This is a genomic window from Pseudomonas sp. RL (genome assembly GCF_000647775.1).
In the GTDB taxonomy this organism is placed as follows: Bacteria; Pseudomonadota; Gammaproteobacteria; order Pseudomonadales; family Pseudomonadaceae; genus Serpens; species Serpens flexibilis.
Map to the genome: position 1 here is coordinate 50,863 of NZ_JBOY01000016.1, position 21,930 is coordinate 72,792.

Below are 21,930 nucleotides of genomic sequence, written 5' to 3' on the forward strand. Positions count from 1 at the left end.
CGCTGAAGGGCCTCCTACCGGTGCCAGGCAGTCACTCTGCGTCCTGATACGCCCGGGCGCCGGCGCTGGCCTGACGCAGCTGGCGCAGCTCTGAGCCCACCTGCTGCTTTTCGGCCTCGCACGCCTCCAGCACCTCACGGTACAGCGCCAGCAGCTCGCCGAGACGCTCAAGCACCTCAGGGTCACCCTTGCCGCCCTGCGCCATCACGTCATCAACGACCTGACGGCACAGCGAATCGAGCTCGCCGATCGCCTCCCAATCCTGGCGCTCCAGCGCTTCGCGCAGGGCACGCTGGGTGGATTCCAGTTTCTCGATGGCTTCTTGCATGAACTCGTTTCCTTGATACGCCCCTGGGGCGGATGGCGCTGCCGCCGGTCAGTCGTCGCTGCCTTTCTTGTTCAGCGCGTTCAGGGTGGCCAGCACGCTCTGACTGGTGGCATTCAGTCGCGCGACCAGGCTGTCCATGGCGTTGAACTTCTTGAACAGGGAGGTCGTCAGGGTTTCAATGCGCAGGTCCAGCTTGGTCTGGTCAGTAGCCAGGGCATCCTTGGCATCGGTCAGGCTTTTCTCGCGCGAGGCCAGCAAGCCGTCCTTGCCGGCGTACACCGAGGTAATGTCGCCGATGCGATTGAACAACCCTTTCTCCCCGGTGAAGAATGCCTTGATACCTTCCGGATTGGAGGCCACGGTTTTCTTCAACTGGTCTTTGTCGAGCGCGAGGGTACCGTCGCGGTTTGTCTTGACGCCCAACTGAGCAAGTACCTTCAGCTCGCCCGCACCCTCTACCGGATTGGAAAGCGCGCTGCGCAACTGCGACATCATCGAGCGCAGCGTCGAGTCCGCCACCAGCGCACCCGCCTGGGTCGTGGCGTTGCCATTGGCGTCAGTGGTCTGAGTGACCTTGGTCAGACCATTGGTGACAGTCAGCAGCGTGTTGTAGGCCATCACGAAGGATTCGACCGACCCTGCGATGCCATCAGCATTGGCTGCCACCGACAGGGTCGTGGTGCCCGCCTCTTCCAGCTTGATGCTCAGACCACTGAGGTTGGTGACCGTGTTGGTCTTGCTGGACATCTCAAGACCATCGATCTTGAACGTGGCATCAGCAGCCGGAGTGATGTAGCCAGCGCTCCCGGGAACAGCACCATCAAGCGCGTCCGTTCCGACAATGTTCAACGCAGACAGATCGTTCTCGCCCACCACGGAGATGTCGGTACCTGCGCCGGTCGTTTCGGAGGCCAGCACCAGACGCGATCCGCCATTGCCATCGCTGATAATGTTCGCCGAGATACCCGCCCCGCTCAGCTGATCGTTAATGGCGTTGCGGACATCCGTCAGGCTGGCGCCGTCGTCAATGCTGACACTGTAATCGTTGCTGCCCACGCTGACGGTCAGCTTGCCACCAATGGCGTAAGTGGTGGAAGCCTGGGTTGCCGAGGCGACTTTCGACGCGGTCGCCAACTGGGTCACTTCCAACTTGTACGAACCGGCCACCGCTCCGGCACCCATGGTGACCTTGGCCACATCGGTCTTCGAGGAGCTTGCCTTGTAGCCATCGAAGGCCGCGGCACTCGACTTGAGCCCCGCCAGCGCAGCCTCGAACGTCTCCACCGCGCTCTTCAACATTCCAACTGCCGAAAGCTGCGTATCGGTGCGCGCTTTCTGAAGGTCGATCTGGGTCTGCTTCGGCGCCTTTTCCGCATTGGCCAGCGCCTTCACCAGATCATTGATATTCAGACCTGAACCCAGACCGGTAATCGTGCTGACCGCCATGCTGTCACCCTCTTTGTTTTCCTAGCGCCCGGCCTGCCACAAGGCATTCTCGAACCAGACTGCCGCTATTCATGGGGGCGGATTCGTCCCCACGCACCTGTATAAGAATCAAACCTGGCGGCTGAAGAGAATGCCGCTAGCGTCTCGCAACCGCTTGGCGAGCTCCAGCGCTTCCTCTGAAGGCAACTGGCGGATCACTTCGCCACTGTGCCGAGCGATCACCTTGACTACGGTGCGCCCGGTGTCTTCGTCGATGGAGAACTGCAGGCCACGCTGCGTTTCATCAACGAACTCCTGAATTCGTTTGATCGCCTCCACTACGCGCTCGCGTTCGGGCTCGATCGGATATTGTCGTTTTTCTTCCCGGACGCTCTTGCCGGCCTGTTCGGCCTCACTCGCCTGGGATATGTGCGCCGTATAGAAGGCGTTGATATTCAGTCCAACGTCCATCAGCCTATTTCTCCGTCAAAAGAGAGGGCGCACAAGGCGCCCCCTCTCCTAGCGCAGGGGGATTAGCCCAGCAGCTTCAGCACGGCGGACGGCAGCTGGTTAGCCTGAGCCAGGATCGCGGTGGATGCCTGTTGCAGGGTCTGCTGCTTGGTCAGCTCGGCAGTTTCGTTGGCGAAGTCAACGTCCTGGATGCGGCCGCGAGAAGCAGTGGAGTTCTCGGCGATCGCAGTCAGGTTGTTGATGGTGCTGTCCAGACGGTTCTGCACGGCACCCAGGTCAGCGCGCTGGGAGTCGATGCGGGCGATGGCCTTGTCCAGGACGAACAGGGCTTTCTGCGCGGAGTCGGAGCTCAGGATGCTGGAGTCCTTCACGGTCGACAGCGTAGACGAAACCGGAGTGGCTCCGAACAGAGTGGCGGCAGAGCCGGTGCCGCTGATGGAGAACGCCTTGGAGGAGTCGACGTTGACTTCGCCGCGGATGATCTGGTTGGTTACCAGAGCAGTAGCAGCGGTCTTGGTGCCGTCGCCAGCCTGTACGGAAACCTCGATACCGCCTGCGCCGAAGGCAACGCCCGAAGCCGCACCGATTTCGAAGTTCTCGCCGGCCTCGTTGATGACGGTGATTTCCTTGCCGTCGTAGGCCACGGTCACGTTCAGCTTGCTGGCGTTGTCGCGCAGTTGTTCGAACAGCTGCTGCTCGCTGGTGGCGCCGAGGATTTCAATGGACTCTTCGCCCACGGTCAGCTTGAAGTTACCCACGGAGCCGGAGCTCAGGGCATCGCCGTCCAGGGTAACGACGGTACGGGCGGAGACGCTCAGGCCGCCGATGGCGCCATCCATTGCCTGGGCGATGCTCTTGGCCGAGCCGCTGGCGTCATAGGACACGGTCACAGCCTGGCCGCCGCCAACGATGGTGGCAGTACCAGCTGCCAGGGCAGTGGTGCCCACGGCGCCGCCGCTGGCCGAACCGACCTGGTTGGAACCGATCTTGTTGGCAGCAACGCTGTCCATGCTGATGTTGATGGTTTCGTAAGCGTTGGCGCCGACCTGGAAGGCGGTGGTGCCGAAGGAGCCGTCCAGCAGGTTGCGGCTACCGAAGGTGGTGGTTTCGGCGATACGGTTCAGTTCAGCGGTCAGGGCGCTGTACTCGGACTGCATCGAAGCACGGTCTTCGTCGCCGTAGGAACCGTTGGCCGACTGCAGGGCCAGCTCGCGCATGCGCTGCAGGATGCTGGTGGATTCGCCCATGGCCGCTTCAGCGGTCTGCGCGATGGAGATACCGTCGTTGGCGTTCTTCACGGCAACGTTCAGACCGTTGATCTGGCTGGTCAGACGGTTGGCGATCTGCAGGCCAGCGGCATCGTCCTTAGCGCTGTTGATGCGCAGGCCGCTGGACAGGCGCTGCATGGAAGTGGACAGGTTGTCCGAGGCACGGTTCAGGTTCTTCTGAGTGCTCAGAGAGGCGATGTTGGTATTAACAGAGAGAGCCATTTATGGAGTCCTCATGGGTTGGGCTTAGAGGTTCCCACGCCCCGGGCTTGCGCCTGTTGTGGCCTGGAGAACTGTCACAAGGGTTATCGTCGGTTCTCTCGGATGCTTTAGGGCTGGCTGTGTTTTTTTAGCCATCACGGAGCTATTACTTGCTTTGGCGCACATTTTTCGACAGCCAAACGGGTGATATCAGCCGAATCGCTCCAGGCGCGGCACACTTCCCTTGGGACGAGTCCACTACGAGCGCCTGGGCGTGATCTGCATGAAAGCCAAGCGCTCGCGGCCAAAAGCCCCTCCCACAAAGCCAGCGCCCGCGCTGAACCGGTAGGAGCGACTTCAGCCGCGAGCTTTTAAACGCCTGGCAGGACTCAGGGCAACCAGGCGTTGCGCCACTGCTCCAGGTTTTTCCCTTCCAGCATCCAGTCCCTGTGGACAGCAGCCCGAAGTTCATCTCCCATCTTCGCTGTGGCATCCAGGTCGGCCAGATGCATGCGGATGGCATCCACCCAATCCTTGAAGCGGTTGCGCACGCGGGTGACCGGTAGATCGCCCTGGTAGCAGATCAGATCGGAACACACCACCGGGAAGCCGCAGGCACCGTACTCCAGCAAGCGCAGATTGCTCTTGCACTCGTTGAACAGGTTCTGCTCCACGGGGGCCAAGGCGAGATCCAGATTCATCCGCGCCAGGGCCGCCGGATACTGCTCGATGGCAATCCCCGGATGAAATTCATGCACGTAGGGACGCAACTTGTCCGGGCACATGCCGAAGAACACCCACTCAACCTCACTGGCCAACTCCTTGACCACGTCTGCAATCATTTCCAAATCGCCTGTGTGGCTGGAACCGCCTGCCCAACCCACACGCGGCCTGCTCGACACTCGCCGCTCGCTGCTCAAGCCTTTCCACCAGCGCGGATCCAGGCTGTTCTTCACCACCTGAATTTCCCCATGCATTTTGGCGAATGCTTCAGCCAGCGGCTCGGTGGAAACCACGAAGCGATCCACGCAAGTCAGCGCTCGACGCAGGGATTTCACGATGTCCTTGGGCATAGCCGCACGATGCACGCTCTTGACCGGCAGATTGGGGATGTAGTCGTCGAGTTCGAACACCTTGAGTGCACGCGAGAACCTCTTCATCCGCCGCATCAACTCGTAGTGCGTCTCGCCAATCTGGCGCTGAAGGATGATCGAATCCGGGTTGTAGCGCTCCAGCTCCGTGACGGTGAGATAGCTGCTCGCCAATTGCCCGTCGATCAGCCCCGCCTCCTTCAGGGCATTGTGCGGCTGTATCACCCGATACTGCCCGCAACCCGTAGCGTCTGCGTTGTGGGCAAGCACAACGGGAGTCCCCAGCGCCTGCATCGGCTTCCAGGTGAATCGTGCTGGCGCGAGTTTGAAGCCCTGCTGATCATTCAGGGCAAAGTTAGGGTTATAGGCCGGATCTCGCGCCAGTACGGGCAGCCAACGCTCATACATTGCATCCTCTTCCTCAGCGCTGGCATTCGAGAGCGGCGGTTCATCCATAAGCACCTGCGCACGCGGCGTCCAGACATTCAGGTAACCCGCTTGCTGCAGACGAAGGCAGAGGTCCGCATCCGCCCAACGGCAAAGCTTGGGCTCCTCGGCGAACCCACCCAGCTCAATGAACAGCTCTCGGCGCACCATCATGCAGAGGCCACTGAGCGCTGAGGAATTCTGATCAACCTGGAGACGCTGCAAATACCCCCCAGCATCAGCCTTGTACCCCAAGAACGCCCGACCCACCGGCCCGCCCAACCCGAGAATACCGCCCGCATGACGAATCAGACCATCGCCGGAAATCAGCTTGCCCCCGACAGCCCCGACTTCAGGCCGCTGCGCGTGGTTAAGCAACTGTTTCAGCCAATCAGACGACAAAATTCCGGCACCATCGCCAAGCCACAGCAGGTATTCACCGGAGGCACGCAGCGCCGCCTGATTCTGGATCTGCTCGCGGCTAGACTCCGCATCGAAACGCAGGACACGCAAACCACTCACACCCATTTGTTCAACACCGGATAACCAGTGCTGAATTTCGGGCTGGGTATTGCCATGGTCGAGCAGCAGGACTTCAAAGTTCTTATACGCCGTTTTTGCGAGCAACGAGTCCATGCAGCGTTGAACCCAGGCAAAACGATCCTTCACCACGATCAGAATACTGACCTTCGGCTGCACTGGATGGCCGTAATCGATCTCATAGCGTCCCGGCAGGCGAGACGTCACCGCAGGCTGGGGATAGCCGCGCGCAACCAGATGCCGAGTTATGACCTCGCGCTCTTGCGGATTGTCCTGAAGGGCTGGAGCATCGGCGGTCAACAGCGGCTCGCTGATATGACCCAATCCATCGAAGCCGCCAGTCTCGATCAGGCGAAGGATGTACTCCAGCTCAAAGGCCGTGCTGAACTCCTCGGAGAACCCACCCATCTCCATCCAGATGTCCCGACAGAAAAGCCAATGCCGAGCCATGCTAGCCGGCAAGCTCAGTAGAAGATCCAAGTTCAAGTCAGGGCGCAGGAGCGCCCCAGGCTCCCCACTGTCCTGACGCATCATCTCATCGGCATAAACGGCACGACAGTTCGGCGCACTGACAAGATCAAGGGCAGAAACCAGCAATCCATTGGCGGTGAACTCCTCGCCGGCGCTAACCACCACGAACCAGTCAGGCGCGGCCTGGCTTAGCAATCCGTTTAGGTGTGAAAGCCAGTTATCCGCTGTTACCCGGACGATCTGTGCACCATCCTCAGCAGCCGTTTCATTAGTCGTCAGTACAAAGTGCTGCACTCGGCTATAGGCCTGATATGGTTGACTCAGCGAATCAAGACTGACTTTGAGCTTATCCGGCTCACCCTTGAGATCCAACAGCACAACGCCGAAGAGCGGCCCTCCTCCGTGCTGGCTCAGCGCCTCCATAAGGTGCTCTTTCTGAGTCAATGTGAGAGAGCGAGCTTGAAGCCAGTTCTCCATACTGGCCTTCTCGGCCTCCACTTGAATCCCGAAACGCTTGAGCATTTCGCGCCGGCCGGAACGCACAATCTCACTACCAAAATCCGCATGGCGTGAGTAAAGCTCTTGGTACAGGCTCGGATAATCTTTAAGCGCCTGCTCGGAACGTCGTGCGGCTCCAGCATCAGGCTGCCGCATACGGACCTCCACCGTTTCTTGCTGTACATGGTGGAAGGGCACCCTAGCCGCCAAGCGCAAGAGGAAATCCCAATCCTCCAGGCCACTTAGTTTTTCATCAAAGCCCCCCACACCAAGCGCAAGCGAACGCGGGCATGCGAAGGTATTTACCGGAATGTAGTTATCAACGAACAATCGCTCCCTTGAATACTCATCGTGCCTATATCGATACCCCCGAGTCAGCTCCAATCTTTCTTCACCGTCAATTTTCTCAACAATGAAAACCGCATCCGAATAGACCACTTTATCCGGATGAATATCGACCGCTTTCCCCAAGACCCTCAAATGATCCGGAAGATAAACATCATCATCATCTAAATATGTAACGTAACGTCCACGTGCCAACCTAAGAGCAGCATTTCGCGCTGCGGCAGGCCCGCCGTTCTTACCTAATCGCAGATAAGTAACCGGGAAACCGAGATCTTCAAGTAGCGCCTCGACAGGCTCACCGTTGTCGTTGGTAACAATTACCTCAAAATCGCGAAAACACTGCCGCTTCAAGCTGGCCAACGCATCCTTGAGCATGGCTGGGCGGTTGTAGGTGGTGAGAATAACTGAAAAAAGGAACTCCTCTCCTTGGCGTGCCAATTCTTCCAAGCGTTCGCAAAGTCGCTGCGCCCGCATACCCAACTCCGTGCTCCTCTCCTGCGGATACCGCCTCAGGCGCCGTTCAAGATGCGCTGCCACCTCGCGTTCGCGACCTTTGAGCCAGCCCTCACTGCGGCGTTCAAAGACACCCTCCAAAATGCAAATGTGTCCTTCGAGCGGGGCACTTGACGCGTAGAACTCATTGGAGTGTTGAGCAGCATGCGCTCGATAACTGACCCCAGGTGTGGCTGTAAAAACAAAGTCTGGGAAGCGCTCGGCAAGCTGAACCATGAGCATCCAATCCCCAGAACCTCGAATTCTAGTATCGCGCTGCCATGCTTCAAAAAATGCTTCCCGACGTATGATCGCCGCGGAAGGAGTAATGTAACTATCGTACACCAGCAGATCCGCAACCTCGTTGCGTCCACCGATATAGCCCACCTTACGGTGACCGGGATGGTTTGGCCCGACGATAGGATTGCCCTGCTCATTGACCCAATTGATCGGACTGTAGCCCACAGCAATTCTAGAATCTTTCTCCATTGCCGGGAGAATTCGGGACACATGCCCAGGATTCATGAAATCGTCGGCCATGAACAAAATCAGGTACCTACCTTTGGCAACCCAAAAACCGTTGTGGCTGTTGTTGCCGGCACCGAAATTCCGCCGATTGCGCATATAGCGCACCCGGGGATCTCCGGCAAAAGTCGCCATTACAGATTGCGTATCATCTGTCGAGGCATTATCCAGAACGAGAACCTCGATAGAATCCACTTCCTGATTCAGCAAGGAGTGAACCGCCTGCTTCAGATAGCGTCCATAGTTGAAAGCAGGGATCACTACACTGAGAGACGGCACGCCACCACGGATTTGCGATGCATCGAGCGCAATAGCGGATGTCAGCGCGTTGATCCAGTAATCAACAGTGTAGGGGTAGATACGTTCGTCCGGCCGCGCGCTGCCTTGCATGAGAAACGACCGCAGGCGGGCCGCCACAGCTTGGTAATCGGTCCAAGTCATACCATCAAGAAAGGCACGCAGTTCGGCCTCGCTGGCGAATCTGGTACCATCCACATAGCAATCAACCGGGAACCAGTCGGGTATTGGAGCAATTGCGGTGCTCACCGGTACCACTCCACTAAGCAGACACTTCTGCCATTGGGTCGACAACCAACCAGTCAATTCGGCATCTGCATCGCATAAGGCAAAATGAGCTTGCTCTAATTCGATGCAATCACGCCCAAACAGAAGGGCCCTGTCGCGGAAAAACGGGCGCGGCTGCAGATCGGTGAGCGGTAGCTCGAGTGGTTGATTGAGCCGAATGAGGCGCTGCCCCCGGAAAGCCTCGGGGACAGGCAGGAATACCCGATCGAAATCACTGTAATCGCTCTCTGCCTTGACCGAATGCTCTAATAACATCAGGTAGCGGCGCGTGTAGGCTGAGATACTAAATACATCCTGCCCCGGAAGATCCTGCTCGATCAAAAGAACAGCGTCATACTCGGCTTGCTTTTCCGGTGCGATCAATCGCTCGAAACGAAGACCATTGGCGTTACCATAGATCTGTAGAGGCCCCAGCGGAAGCAAGGCCTGCATTCTTGCCCACTGCTTGTCACTTAAAAGGAAAGCCTCACTTGCCGAGCGTTGGAGAGCTCCGGCGATTCCAACTCGCCAAGGCTCCCCCTGACAGCGACCACCTGCAATCAAGGCCCAATCCATCACTTTACCCCCTGTCACGGCCTCGCTTGCACGCTGCCTCGTTAAATTTTTAATCACCGTAACCCTGGAGTCTGGCCCAGGTAGCCATGCTATCGATCGATTGATCCAATCCTGTCCATACATCCAGTCCCAATCTGCGCGCCCTCGATATGTCAGGCACATAGAAGGATCGACTGGAATCGTCAGGCCGCCCCAGTATTCGTAAGGGCTTATCAGGAGCAATACGCTCCATCACTCGTTGCGCCAGCGCGGCTACACTGATTGCATCATCAGAGCCAACGTTGTAGGTCAAACCGGGCTGCCCCTTGACGAGCAAAGTCAGCAGCCATCCCGCGAGATCGGCACCATGTAGGTAGCTGCGCACGGCTTGCCCGCTTGAATGGAGAACTATCTCATCGGCCCACAAGGCATCACGCACGAAATTGCCGATAGCAAAATGCCCATCGAGTGGCAATCCGGGTCCTGCAAAAGCGAAACAGCGCGTCATAACGATAGGCAGACCGTAATGTTGCGCATAGATGGCTGCCAGTGTTTCCTGTGCTCGCTTTGCTTCTCCATAGGCGCTGTTTGCGTTGTCGCTAACACACGCGCCCGCGAAGGTTTCGACGATGCCCTTATCCTGATCAGAATCGCCTGGAAAGATACCATACTGCGCCCCAGAGCCGGTCAACAGCACTCGCGCATCATGCTGCGCAGCCAAGTCAAGCACTCGACGAGCCCCTACGACAATGGTGTCGAAGAGATCAAGCGGTCTGCCATGAGCGGCGGCGGAAGTATCAGCAGCAGCATGAACGATTAGATTCACCGGGCGCTCCCGTATTACCAGAGCGTCACGAACGTCGCCACTCAACCATTGCAACCAAGAGCAATCATGATATCGAGGCTGGGCTTCGAGAAAGCGGGCTGGGTTGCGTGACAGCACGGTGACATTCACCCCTACCCCTTGCATGTTCAGCTGATACAGCAGCGCTAGGAGCCAACGTCCAAAAAAACCCGTACCGCCAGTTAGCAACAGGTGTTGCCCGGCCAGTTTTTCATGAAGGCCCAACGTAGCGGGGATTTTTTGCAGCGCTCTCTGGATAGTTGACGAATATGGAGAGAAATCAGGCATTACTTTTATACACTCTCAACGCATCAGTGAAGAGACATATCTAATAATCAATAAAAATATAAAGTAATGTCTTCCAGAATATCAGCATATAAACGCACACCGACCCGATAGTCGGAGCGGACAGTCCATACTTCGTCCATCAAACGCCAGAAATCGTCCGAGCGATGATAAGCAGAAATAGCCAAGGTAGGCTTGTCTCGATTGATTACAGCGCGCGCTCCGCGCAAGGCAGCGGCCTCCATGCCCTCGATGTCCAGCTTGAACAGACCGACCTCGCCCTGCACCATCGCGTCCAAGGGCACCCCTTGAATATAAGAGGTGATTCCTGCGGGGACAGAGCTACTCAACTCGCCAGCGATGTCATAGGACAGTTCGGGCTGATAAATGGCCCGACTGGGCGCTTCGTCCAGCCCCATATTGAACACCCAGACGTTAGACCGATCGGAGACACTCTTGAGGGCCTCGTAATATGCCGGTAGTTCAGGTTCAAACAGCCACGCTTGCTCGACCGGGCCAAAATTCGCCTCGAGACGATGCAGGGTATCGCCAGATGCCGCACCAGCATCAACAAAACGTGCGGCCTTCTCCGGCTGCACGAAGGTCTTGTCGAAATACTCTTCGCCCCAAGGCGACTTAGCCTGCTCCGCAAAGTCGATGGACAGGCGCGTTCTCATACCGATCAGCGCATCGTAAATCTTGCGCGATGGCTCGTCGTCCAGGCGCAGAAACGCTGAGATAAAACGGCAGGGTTCAAGTAGCGGAGCCTGCACGAAAGCTGAAAACCTCTCATTCCCCAATCCCGGTCCCGGGCCATCTAGCGCGTACAAAAACTCGTGCATGTTGACCAGGCGAATGCCTGCTATCTGCTTCAACTGCCTGGAGATCGCATTGCCATGTCTTCCGCTGGCGATGACAACGACCGAGTTCTCCAGAGTTGCACGGGAAGGATGATGGATCGTAAGTCCCTCCAAGGATTGGCTCTGCTTGGCAGGATCGTTATCCAGAAAGCCTTTGACCTCCAGCCCCAGCACCTGCGCCTGGCGAGCCAAACGCAAACCGACCTTGAAGGCGCCAAAAATATAGAATCCTTCGCCAAGCCACTCGGAGGTTTTCCGTCTGCGATTAGATAGCTCCGTCAGGCCGGCACCGGCGTTCAGCAGAGCTCTCACGTTAGGGTAATCCCCTAGGCGAAACAGAACCGCTAGCTTGGATGGATCCGTCACCTGGATGTGATCCCGGACGTCACGCAACAGTGAAGCGGATCTGCAAACTGGCACGTCCTTGCCATCTGCAAGGGCAAACGAATAGATGCGGCCCGACTGCATCTCTGCAGCATCAAAATCAAGCGAGGGCAAACCGATAGTTGTCATGTAAAGCGCCTAACCAAGAGGGGCCCCACTAAAATGCAGCGCCCGGCAGTAAAATATTCGTCGAACTTGAAATCAGTTCAAAACCACATCGAATAATAAACCCCTTTCTTTTGTATACAGACCTTGCAGGCGCCCCTTGATATTCTCCAGTCGGGTCGATATCCAGTGGTTCAAGGCCCTATTCGGATCGATTAGCAGTTTTTCCTTCTCATGCGTAGTGCTACGGTTAATCTCGACATAGTGCCGCGCGATTTCTAAAACCTCTATTTCATCAAGGTGGCTTAGCATAACTGACACATTGGCCGGCGGAATCTCACGATGAGCCAACGCATATTCGATAGCCAAAATATCATTAATGCTTTGCAGATATGTACGCAGCCGGACGTTACCCTTTTCAATCAAGTAATGCTGAAGTCGGCCATGATTGGTCACAAACCGTCGCTTACAGAAATCATAAATGCGGAGCAACCCCTGCATCTCTGAAAAACGAGCGCGGAGAGTTCCAAAGCGATCAGTAACCACCCCTTCACCATAATAAAACATATCAGATAAAAGCGAGGCCACCTTGGGTGAGTTATCACCAGGTATTACACCGATATCAAATAAGCAGTCATGTACGGTCAGGCTATTAAGGTGCTGGGGGCAGGAGCGGAGAAACTCGGCCTCAGGCATGTCTGCGAATCTCGGCGAGCATAGTTCAAAATCGGCGAGCAGCAGGTTTACCTCTCCAGCAATGTGCAGGGCTCCCAATGGCGCTTTGTTGTTGAGGATATCGTACTGCCCGCTAGAGAGTTCCCCCTGCGGCTCATACAGAGCCAGCAAGTCATGATCGGACGAAGCATTTCCCATGCCGAGCGGAATGGAGCCCATGAGCGAGTATCCCAAAATGCGTACCGAACATCTTTTTTCCATCTGCTCGATGATGGAGTCGATCTGCTCCTGCAGATCAGGATTTGCACACTTATCGATCAATTGAACAAGCATCATTGGCTCACCCACTCATCCAGAGCGAAATCACACTTGTCCAGCACATGGTCCTTTCGGGTAAAACGATCGGATATTCGATAAAGGTTTCTCACGTTACGATCGAATTCGCTTTCTTTATATTCATAGTGAACCGCACAACCCAGGATGGCGAACGCCTGTGCCAGCGGCTCGAGCTCAGCGCACTTAACCCCAAGAATGACGCCCTTGAGGGTAACCCTCCCGGTATTTCTGAAGTTTGCCAGCACGAACGCACGGCACAACTTCAGCAATGTTTCATAGTAAGAACTTTCTGCCCGGTAAGAGACTTTCAGAAAGTAAGAGTGCATCACCGGATAGGGCAGCTCGATTACATTTTCCTGCGTCATGTGCTCGATCAGCGATTGCAGAACAGGCCGATTCAGGTATGCCTCATAATCAGCGACGGACAACCGCAGCGGGACTAAAGAGCGTTTGCGATGGATTAAGAAGGCCGCGCGGTGCTTACCACTATCCATATTAAAGTGAGATTCATCCTCATTCCAGTCAGCCCTAACCGCATGGCTCACAAAAAACAAAGGATCGATGGATTCCGTTTGCCGCATGCGCTCGTACACCTGCCTGCGGCTTTTCAGGACGTTATCAACCCATGCGGCTGTCTGTGCAATCCCGAATTGTTCCGCAGCGTTACGACAATAAAGATTCATATAGTGATCCGATGTCGCATCGACCTCACCGTCAAACCACTTAAAAAGTTCTAGGTAAGGGAAAAAAGTCAGCATCGGGCTGTCTTGGAACACACCGTTGCCGTTGCGGCGTGAACAAGCGAGTAGTGCCGGTATCCATGCCAGAACCTCTTCTGCCGCAACCTCAATAAGCGCATCGTCCTTATATGCAGGACGAAACAGGCCGTCGAATGCAGGAACCTCAACAGGCAGATTCAGCCGCTCGCCGATGATATCGTTATAAACCCTTGTCATGGTTGCCCGATCCTCAGCAGATCGCCATGACATATTGGAGCCGTCCACGGGGCAGAAAACAATCCGCCCGAACCCCACGGCAGCCAGGGTCAATGCTATGCTCTCGTGCTCAAAGATATTATTCACGCAAACGATCACAATGGCACGCTTGTCCGCTACTGCCAAGCTCATGACGGGCATACCCTCATGAGTGCCTATCTCTGCAGCGCGTTTATCAATAAATCCGATGAGGTTGCACTTAGTGCGCAAATAACGCGAAACCATTGTGCCACGATGAGCTGCACCGTAGAGAATGACTGGAGCGGTCGCGGTCCACATCATAACGGACACACTTCCCTGACCAGACGCACAAACTCGGCATCCGGCTCATGTTCACGCACTGGAAACGATACGAATGCAGGATGTTTTACGGCGAAAGGTAGTGCTTCAAGGCTCCGACAATAATCCATCAGCGCCTGCGCCTGCCTTTCACGAAAGTACGCTTCCCACTCGCACTTCTTCATTTTAAGTGGAATGCCATCGAAGCCCTGGCGTTCCAGATAGAAGGCACGATGGGAACCATCGAGAATATTGAAACGGTGCAACACCTCGTCGAAAACGGCTACAGAGGCGGCCTCGCGGTAATATTCGCCCAGATCGAAGAACGTCTTGGTTCGGTAGAAGTCCGCCTGTTCTTGGGTAAACAGCGCGCTTGCCGGAAGAAGTGCCTTTACAACCGGGTCATCCAGACGAACGTTCGTAGCCCTTTCAATCACTTCCTGTGACTGGCCTTTCCACTGAAAGTAGTCGGCGTAATCATGATCAATTCCATCATAGGAGCGCCGAACGGTATAAACGTAGTCCTTATGCACGATTGAGGTCACATAATTTGACAAAGTACTTAGAATGTAATCTCCGGCTTGCACGGCATGCAGCTCTTCAAAACTCGCGCATGGCACAGTGTAATCTCCGGAATAGAAAGCGTTCCATGCGCGTGTCATGGCAGCTGCCTTCTTTCCACGAAGAAAAACTGGTAGGTGCAGAATGTTCGTATAGCCAATAGTGTGTAATACGCGCGCGATCTCGGGGTGAGCAAGGCCATTCCCTATCGCCACGAAGACCTGGACATTTCCGTGTCGTTGCAGACATGCCTCGACACTCATTACCGGTACGGGCGAATTTGTCACGCCTTCAGGCTCCCGGTCGATAATGGCCCGCACATCCACGCCGTGATGCAGCAAGCGCCGACAAAGCCCGATGCCTATCTGGCCGCCACCGTAAACAACGACGGGCTCGTCTATCGATGAACGTTCATTAATTGATTGCACGTGCAATCTCCTTGTAAGCGACCGTAGTGCGTGTCAACTGCCGGAGCCTTATAAGCTCCTTAAAACCTTGCCGATCAACAATTTCAAGGGACAGCGTAAAGCACTACATCAAAGGTGCTGGGAGAATGACAGCGCAGATAGAAGCGGTAATTTAGGTCGTACCCCTGCAACTGCTCGGCTATCTCCCAAAGATGCTCGGCGCGGTGATAGATGCTGATGGCCAGACGGGGGCGATGTACGCGCAACAGATTCTCCGCGCCACGCAGAGCGGCAGGTTCTTCACCCTCAATGTCCATCTTGATGAAGTTGGGCGCGAAACCGGGCAAAGCATCATCAAGGCGAACACAACACACAGGATTTCCACCGGACTCGACGAGGTGTCCCCCCGCCCCTAGCGTAGGGTCATACCAACCCAATCGATTTCGGTCAGATACGCCGCAAGGAAAATGAATAGCTCCCGGAACCGCGTGCAGTTGTGTCGTAAGGTGGCGATAGTTATCCAGGTCCGGCTCAAATGTCGCTAGGCTGGCGAAACGAATCCCTGCATCGAGAAGCTCTTGGACCGTATCTCCAATATAGGCACCGCAATCGATGAAACGCAGCGGCTCAGGTAGGCATGGCAGATCGGTGGGAAAGTACTGGTTGTCGGCAACCGGAGGTAAACAGCGAGGGTCGCCCAAGGTGCGGTACCTGACTATAGAGTCCAGCAGAACCTTACTGGCTTCATCGACCAGAATCTCACGCAGAGAGGTGATGCGGGAGGCATGTTGCTCGTAGAACCTAGGATCGACCAGCCAATAACGAAAAGGCTGATCTTGGGGGTAGCGACGAACGAACTCCACCATGCTCACGATACGAGCGTATCCACAGGCCTCTAGGTCGTCAAAAATGACTTGGGTGTCCACATGGGCGTTGAACACCCCTACCAATACGCAGGTTTTGCTCGGATCGTGATTGGCAGCCCAGCGCTGTGCACTGTAGACAGGCAGGCCGTCGACTTCGCCCAGACTTTCATCCCGATCCAGGAATGCATCCACACGCTCACCGCGAGTGCTCAGATAATCATACACTCGCCGTCCTGCGAGCCCTGCCCCGTAGATCAATAAATGATCCAAGCCGAACTCACTCGCCATCATCAGCCACCTTGATCATTATGGCGTGCCCATTTAGGTTGTGCACGAAGCGATATCCCTGGTTCTGCGTGACGAACTCATTGACCATGCGCGTTACGCCTTCACAGCCATAAAAACCGTAATCGTCAAAAACGACCACACCTCCTCTCACTAGTCGAGGGGTAGCCCAGAGCAGTACATCAAGGGCGGATTTGAAGACATCCACGTCGATATGCACCAAGGCCAGCTTGTCGCTGACCCGGTCAGCGTTGCTTTCCGGAAACATGCCGGCCAGCACACGAACCTTGTCCGCCACCTGGCAACGCTCAGCCAACCCGACAACCAGATCGACGCCGGTGTCTGCGTGCTCCCCTCCGCTGTAGCTGGTGTCATGCGTGCCGGCCTTAACCACGCCGCTGAAGGTGTCAGCTAGGAACACGCTACGCCCTTTGCGCTGGTCAGCCATCGCCATGAGGCATCCTGAGCCGCCGCGCCACACACCTACCTCAAGGAAATCGCCCTCCACATCGCCTAGCTGGCGTACCAAAGTCCACAATTCGTACAGCCGCATCATGTCGACCAAGGTGTGATTACGCACAGCCTCGTAAACATGACGAAACGCCGAGTCATTGACCCAGGGTGCATGGCTGGCCATGGGTAGCACACGAGCGTGGCGCACTTCTGGCGATCTCTCGTGAGCCCAATCAGCCTGGCCACGAAGGTAGCTATAACAAAGCCCGGTCACGCGACGCTTGAACCACGCCCTCATGCCCGCAGCTCCTGCGATACAGCCATCTGCTGCGCCAGTTCTTCGCGACTAAGGAAGGGATACAAGTCCTCCAGAGCGCCGGTGATCGGCTTGCCGCTTTCATCAATGCGAGTCATCACGCGAGGCACACGCGGCTCCTCGACCTGCACCAGCACCTCGCAGATCACCGGGCCGTTGCGATCCAGCACCGCCTGCAGGTTGGCCTCCAGATTGGCATGCGACTCGATGCGCGCATAACCTACGCCATAGGCATTAGCCAGTAGGGCCAGGTCCGGTAGTTGCAAGCCGCTCGAGGCATCGGCACCGACCAACAGCTTGAAGTGGGTATTCTGCGAAGCCCGAATGGACGCGTAACCCTGGTTGTTGATGACGAAGCATTTGACCGGCAGCTTCTGCGCGGCGAGGGTCGCCAGCTCCTGGATATTCAACTGCACGCCGCCATCACCCTCAACGCAGATAGTCTGCTTGCGCCCTGCAGCGAGACACGCACCGATCGCCGAGGGGATCCCGAAGCCCATTGAACCGGTACCACGATTGTGGAAGCAACGCTGGCCCTTTTTCAGACGCAGGTTGAGCAGGAATAGCTCCGAGGCGAAGCCCGAGCTGCCCGGCGCGATCACGTCGCCCTCATTGAGCAAGGAGGACAGTTGTTCGGTGAAGTAATACATACTTACGCCCTGACTGTCGTCGGCATGCTCAGCTTGCAGCAGCGGGTATTGCTTGCGCCATTCGGCGATGCGCGCAAGCCAATCAACGTAAGAGGGCAGCGGCTCGCGAGAGATTTGCGCCTTCAGCGCTTCGATGAAGGGTTTGACATCGGAGACCACCGGTACTTCGACCGGCATCTGCAGCTTCGCGATCTCCGCCGCGTCAATGTCCACCACCACCTTCTTCGCGTGCGGAGCGAAGTGCGCGTGGTTGTATGCGGTCAGCGCCATGTCCAGGCGCGAGCCGAGGACGATTAGCAGATCGCAATTCTGCAATGCGAAATTGGCCCAACGCGGCGCGATCGAGCCGGGGCGGCCACCATAAAGACGGTGTTCATCTTCGATGAGGTCCATGGCCAGCCAGGTCGGCATGATCGGCACGCCTGCTGTTTCGATCAGTTGGGTAAATGCCTCAACCGCCCCCGCCATGCGAATACCCGCACCGGCGATGATGCCCGGACGCTTGGCCTGACGCAGTAGTGCCACCGTTTGAGCCACAGCCAAGCTGATGTCCGGCTGAACTGTCTCCACAGGGGGTTCTGCCCGGCGCAAGGTGGCAGGATTGACCTGGGCCGCCTGCACGTCCAGCGGTACGTCCAGCCAAACCGGGCCACGACGTCCACTGAGGGCAGCATACTCGAGGTTGTCGAACACCTCAGCCACCGCTGAGGGGTCGGTCAACGTGACAGCTGCCTTGGTGATCGGCTCAACAATCGAGACAATATCGGCCTCCTGCACACCTAGCATGCGCAGTCCTGTGCCGTTTTTGAGATCCGCGCTCTTGACCTGACCGGAGATGAAGAACACTGGTGTGGAGTCCAGCCATGCACCGAGCACCGCAGTTACGGTGTTGGTCGCCCCCGGGCCGCATGTGGTCATGCAGGCAGCTGGCCCACCGGTGAGCTTGCCCGCGGCCTCGGCGGCAATGGCCGCCGCCTGCTCATGCAGGCACAGGATAGGCTCAAGCTCGGGATGGCGCCCCAACGCGTCGTTGAGGTGCATGGCACCGCCGCCCGGCAGGAAATAGACCTGCCCCACCTGCAAGCACGCAAGGCGCTCCATAATGTAATCCGCTACACGGATAGTCTGTGTCACGTTGAATACCCCTCGAAACCGGCGCTTAAGCGAGCCGAGTAAGAAATTGCAGCGCCGACCAAAAGCCCGCGCCATGATCTTTATGGCCCTGCCAGATTTCCGGGATGAAACTGACGTGCGGGTGATTTTTGATGCGCGCCCAGGTCTGCGGCCAGTCGATATCACCGCTCCCCATCAACACTCCTTCACCATTGGTGCCTTTGGCATCCGCCACGTGCAGGTGAGCCGAGTACGGCAGCAACTGTTCGAGGGCGGCGTGGAAGTCCAGACCGAAATGGAAGCAGGTCATCTGCAGGTGCGAAAGATCCAGGCACAGGCGCAGATTGTGCTCGCGCGCCTGGGCCTCCAGCTCGTCGGGCATCATGAAGATGTTCTGATGGCGCTGTCCGCCAAAGTGCCAAGGGAACGGCGCCATGTTCTGCGGAGTCAGCTCGGTACCGGTGAAGTTGACACGTTCACAGGCTTCGTAGAAACGCTCATAGAGCTTCGGGCGCAGGGCCAGCGGGAAAGGCTCGTCGGCCGAGAAGCCGCCGATGTTAGCCACGATGAGTCGGTCATCCGCGTTGGGGAAGAACTCGCCGATCTGCAGGGTCGCGTCCACGACCCGCTGCAGGTTGTCGATTGAGCGCTGGCGATAGGCCGGATCATCGGACACCAGATCGAGCAGCTCGCTGTTCTCGAACAGTTCGGGGGCGTGCACCACCAGACGCGAGCATTCCACCGGCGCGAGGAACGGCTGCGGCGCGAGGCTCAGGTCGCGGTAGGACAGGTGGAACTCGAACAGGTCCGGGGCAATGCGGCGGCGGTAGTTCAGGAAGTCGTGGTAGCGCACCGGCACGCCCCAGCGAATCGGCATCTGGAATGCCAGCCGCTCTTCTGCCTGCTGTTGGGTCAAATCGCTCTCGAAGAGGAAGTCACCCTGGCTGATGTCGCGCTGGGCCGACTTGCCCAGCAACTCAGGCAGACGGTAGGGCGGCAGACCCTGCCCCGGGCTGGCGATGCGCAGCATGTCCTGCTGCAAGACGGCCCCCCGAGGAATATCGCAAACGGCAATCACACTTTTGCCGAGGTTCTCGCGGTTGAGCAGCTCGCCCTGGCTGGCATGGCGGCCGGGGCCTTGCCAAGGCAGCGCCAACTCCAGTTGGCGGATGCCGTCGACCAGTTGGCGGAACTCCAGCGGTTCCAGGCTGGCGAGGTGGTCCGGACCTTCCATGTTCCGATCCAGAGTGATGTGTCGCTCAACCAGCTTGGCGCCCAGGGCCACAGCCCCAAGCGTGACGGCAATACCGCGCTCATGCCCGGAATAACCGATCAGACCGTGCAATTCCTGCAGGCGACGCAGATAGCCGAGCTGAATGTCGGACTCCGGCGCCGGATAGGCGCTGTTGCAATGCAGCAGCGCGAAGGGAACGCCAAGGCCCTTGAGGTGCTCGATCGCCCGGATGATTTCGTGCTCGAACGACATGCCCGTGGAGAGGATCAGTGGCTTGCCCAACGAGGCCGCCTTGGCGATCAGGTAGGGATTGCTCAGGTCGGCCGAGGCGATTTTCAGCGCCGCCACATCAAACTCCGCCAGCACATCGACGCTGGGCTCATCCCAGGGCGTGCACAGGTAGGTAATTCCTTTCTGCGCGCAGTACGCGCGAACCTGCCGATGCTCGTCGAGGGTCAGCTCCACCTTATCCAGCAGATCCTGGATGTATTCCACACCCAGGTCTTCGGCGCGGGAGCCATCGGCCTTGCGCCGGTACAGCGCCTCGCGGTTGCGAATCTGGAACTTGACGCAGTCGGCACCCGACTCGATGGCTGCATCGACCAGCTTCTTCGCGAGTTCGAGCGAGCCATTATGATTGTTGCCCACTTCGGCAATGATGAAAGTGCGTTCCGCACCGAGGGTGAAACCCTCGATGCTGAGTTGATAGCTGCTCATTGGATCTTGGTCCGCCAGGAGGTGACGCCGTTGGATTCGAATCGGAAGTTTCGAGTGGTGCAACCCAGGGCCTGGACACTGCGGGTCAGTGCCTGACGGTATTGGGGCTGCACAAAGAACAGGAAAAACCCGCCGCCGCCGGCTCCCAGTAACTTTCCGCCCAGGGCCCCCGCCTCAATGGCGGCTTCGTAGATGCGGTCCAGCGTGCTGTCGCTCACGCCACGGGAGAAGCGCTTCTTTAGCATCCACACGTCGTGGAGTCTTCGGCCGAATTCGGAAAGCTCCCCGCGAGTAAGGTGGTGGTGCATCTGTCGGCACAGCGCCACGCCATCGGTGAGCAAGTCGGCTTTGCTTTGCTCCGACGTCATTTCCTCGCGCTGCTGGACATGCAGCTTGCCAGAGTCATGGGAAATACCGGTGTTGCACAGCACCAGGCATTCTTCGAGTTCGCTGCGAATGGCGTCTTCCAGGCGAATCGGGTGTACCAGGTTCCGACCCTGCTCGAACTCGATGAGGTTGAAGCCGCCGAATGCCGAGGCGTACTGGTCCTGCCAGCCACCGGCGATACCAAAGCACAGGCGCTCGGCCTGGAAGGCCAGTTCGGCCACTTCATAAGTGTTCCAGCGATCCTGCCGCAGCTCGTTGAAGGCGGCAATCACCGCCGTGGTCACCGCCGAAGATCCGCCCAAACCGGAACCCACCGGGAAATCCGAACGCATGTAGAGGTCTACGCCGAATCCGGGCTTGATCACCGAAACGATGGTCGCCAACAGCCCCTTGTGCTCGCCGGCCAGCAATTCATCCAGGCTTTCGTAGTGCTCTTCCGTGCCTAGGTCCTCAGAAAAGATACGGATCTGGGCGTCGGCGCGCGGAATCAGCGTGGCATGGGCATACAGGCCCACCGTACAACTCAGCACTGCTGCGGGGTTGTCCACGAAGTAATAGGTAAGATCGGAACCACCACCACCAAAGCTCATGCGCACCGGAGCGCGCGCACGCGCCAGAACCGGCGCCTCTTCACTAGCGGCCAGAGAATGGACGGTGACGACCTCAAGCAGGCGCCCCTCACTATCCAAGACGGGAATGGCGTTGTAGTGAAGATCGAAGATTTTCAGCAGCTCTTCTCGGCTCGCCCCGACTCGAACCGAGTGGAACTGGGTGTTCATGCAGGCAGTCACCGCCACATGGGTGGCCCCTCCCTGTAGAAGGTAACGGCGCAAATCGCCGTTGGTCACCACGCCCACCAGACGCTGCTGATCGTCAATCACAAAAACAATCTGCAGCACGCCCGACTCGATGCAGTTGACTGCATCCAGAACGGTCTGGGTGTCACGGATACTCTGTTTCTCTGCAAGCAGATTCATT

Annotated in this window: 15 protein-coding genes; all 15 read right to left on the bottom strand. The window is 57.3% G+C overall.

Annotated elements, in window-relative coordinates:
- Positions 1-31 precede the first annotated feature (31 nt).
- Positions 32-328 carry a flagellar protein FliT gene (gene fliT / locus AS93_RS0104075; protein WP_027589413.1) on the bottom strand — a complete coding sequence of 99 codons (297 nt, stop codon included), beginning with the start codon at positions 326-328 and terminating at the stop codon, positions 32-34.
- A gap of 48 nt (positions 329-376) precedes the next feature.
- Complete coding sequence (fliD, locus tag AS93_RS0104080) at positions 377-1,774, bottom strand: flagellar filament capping protein FliD (protein ID WP_027589414.1); 1,398 nt, start codon at positions 1,772-1,774, stop codon at positions 377-379.
- 108 nt (positions 1,775-1,882) lie between these two features.
- The gene (locus AS93_RS0104085) at positions 1,883-2,224 is read right to left on the bottom strand and encodes a flagellar protein FlaG (RefSeq protein WP_027589415.1); all 342 of its coding nucleotides are present in this window, start codon (positions 2,222-2,224) and stop codon (positions 1,883-1,885) included.
- Positions 2,225-2,286: 62 nt separating this feature from the next.
- Positions 2,287-3,714: a flagellin gene (locus AS93_RS0104090; protein WP_027589416.1), complete on the bottom strand. Its 1,428-nt coding sequence runs from the start codon at positions 3,712-3,714 to the stop codon at positions 2,287-2,289.
- Positions 3,715-4,082: 368 nt separating this feature from the next.
- Positions 4,083-9,098, bottom strand: coding sequence for a glycosyltransferase (locus tag AS93_RS0104095; RefSeq protein ID WP_081798201.1), 5,016 nt, complete (start codon positions 9,096-9,098; stop codon positions 4,083-4,085).
- Between the two features lie 172 nt (positions 9,099-9,270).
- Entirely contained in the window at positions 9,271-10,332 is a 1,062-nt protein-coding gene (locus tag AS93_RS20105; RefSeq protein ID WP_081798202.1) for an NAD(P)-dependent oxidoreductase, read from the bottom strand.
- Positions 10,333-10,379: 47 nt separating this feature from the next.
- Entirely contained in the window at positions 10,380-11,702 is a 1,323-nt protein-coding gene (locus tag AS93_RS0104105; protein ID WP_027589419.1) for an FkbM family methyltransferase, read from the bottom strand.
- 72 nt (positions 11,703-11,774) lie between these two features.
- Positions 11,775-12,689, bottom strand: a complete 915-nt coding sequence (locus AS93_RS0104110) for a nucleotidyltransferase domain-containing protein (RefSeq protein WP_256214685.1) — start codon at positions 12,687-12,689, stop codon at positions 11,775-11,777.
- Positions 12,686-13,966 (bottom strand): hypothetical protein, encoded by a 1,281-nt coding sequence (locus tag AS93_RS0104115; protein ID WP_027589421.1) that lies wholly within the window; start codon positions 13,964-13,966, stop codon positions 12,686-12,688. Before AS93_RS0104115 ends, AS93_RS0104110 begins: the two co-directional genes overlap by 4 nt.
- On the bottom strand, positions 13,963-14,952 hold the full coding sequence (locus tag AS93_RS0104120; protein ID WP_177324719.1) for a hypothetical protein: 990 nt from the start codon (positions 14,950-14,952) through the stop codon (positions 13,963-13,965). The genes AS93_RS0104115 and AS93_RS0104120 overlap by 4 nt, the downstream gene beginning before the upstream one ends.
- 83 nt (positions 14,953-15,035) lie before the next feature.
- Positions 15,036-16,085: an FkbM family methyltransferase gene (locus tag AS93_RS0104125; protein WP_027589423.1), complete on the bottom strand. Its 1,050-nt coding sequence runs from the start codon at positions 16,083-16,085 to the stop codon at positions 15,036-15,038.
- Positions 16,075-16,719, bottom strand: coding sequence for a TylF/MycF/NovP-related O-methyltransferase (locus AS93_RS0104130; RefSeq protein WP_177324720.1), 645 nt, complete (start codon positions 16,717-16,719; stop codon positions 16,075-16,077). The genes AS93_RS0104125 and AS93_RS0104130 overlap by 11 nt, the downstream gene beginning before the upstream one ends.
- 110 nt (positions 16,720-16,829) lie before the next feature.
- Complete coding sequence (locus tag AS93_RS0104135; protein ID WP_256214686.1) at positions 16,830-18,635, bottom strand: thiamine pyrophosphate-binding protein; 1,806 nt, start codon at positions 18,633-18,635, stop codon at positions 16,830-16,832.
- A gap of 25 nt (positions 18,636-18,660) precedes the next feature.
- Positions 18,661-20,565, bottom strand: coding sequence for an N-acetylneuraminate synthase family protein (locus AS93_RS0104140; protein WP_027589426.1), 1,905 nt, complete (start codon positions 20,563-20,565; stop codon positions 18,661-18,663).
- Positions 20,562-21,929 (bottom strand): CBS domain-containing protein, encoded by a 1,368-nt coding sequence (locus AS93_RS0104145; RefSeq protein WP_027589427.1) that lies wholly within the window; start codon positions 21,927-21,929, stop codon positions 20,562-20,564. Before AS93_RS0104145 ends, AS93_RS0104140 begins: the two co-directional genes overlap by 4 nt.
- Between the last annotated feature and the right edge of the window lies 1 nt (position 21,930).

What these genes read in the sequence shown, in the direction of transcription:
- fliT (WP_027589413.1), bottom strand. Translation starts at nt 328, where the DNA reads ATGCAAGAAGCCATCGAGAAACTGGAATCCACCCAGCGTGCCCTGCGC.
- fliD (WP_027589414.1), bottom strand. Translation starts at nt 1,774, where the DNA reads ATGGCGGTCAGCACGATTACCGGTCTGGGTTCAGGTCTGAATATCAAT.
- AS93_RS0104085 (WP_027589415.1), bottom strand. Translation starts at nt 2,224, where the DNA reads ATGGACGTTGGACTGAATATCAACGCCTTCTATACGGCGCACATATCC.
- AS93_RS0104090 (WP_027589416.1), bottom strand. Translation starts at nt 3,714, where the DNA reads ATGGCTCTCTCTGTTAATACCAACATCGCCTCTCTGAGCACTCAGAAG.
- AS93_RS0104095 (WP_081798201.1), bottom strand. Translation starts at nt 9,098, where the DNA reads ATGCAGGCCTTGCTTCCGCTGGGGCCTCTACAGATCTATGGTAACGCC.
- AS93_RS20105 (WP_081798202.1), bottom strand. Translation starts at nt 10,332, where the DNA reads ATGCCTGATTTCTCTCCATATTCGTCAACTATCCAGAGAGCGCTGCAA.
- AS93_RS0104105 (WP_027589419.1), bottom strand. Translation starts at nt 11,702, where the DNA reads ATGACAACTATCGGTTTGCCCTCGCTTGATTTTGATGCTGCAGAGATG.
- AS93_RS0104110 (WP_256214685.1), bottom strand. Translation starts at nt 12,689, where the DNA reads ATGATGCTTGTTCAATTGATCGATAAGTGTGCAAATCCTGATCTGCAG.
- AS93_RS0104115 (WP_027589421.1), bottom strand. Translation starts at nt 13,966, where the DNA reads ATGATGTGGACCGCGACCGCTCCAGTCATTCTCTACGGTGCAGCTCAT.
- AS93_RS0104125 (WP_027589423.1), bottom strand. Translation starts at nt 16,085, where the DNA reads ATGGCGAGTGAGTTCGGCTTGGATCATTTATTGATCTACGGGGCAGGG.
- AS93_RS0104130 (WP_177324720.1), bottom strand. Translation starts at nt 16,719, where the DNA reads ATGGCCAGCCATGCACCCTGGGTCAATGACTCGGCGTTTCGTCATGTT.
- AS93_RS0104140 (WP_027589426.1), bottom strand. Translation starts at nt 20,565, where the DNA reads ATGAGCAGCTATCAACTCAGCATCGAGGGTTTCACCCTCGGTGCGGAA.
- AS93_RS0104145 (WP_027589427.1), bottom strand. Translation starts at nt 21,929, where the DNA reads ATGAATCTGCTTGCAGAGAAACAGAGTATCCGTGACACCCAGACCGTT.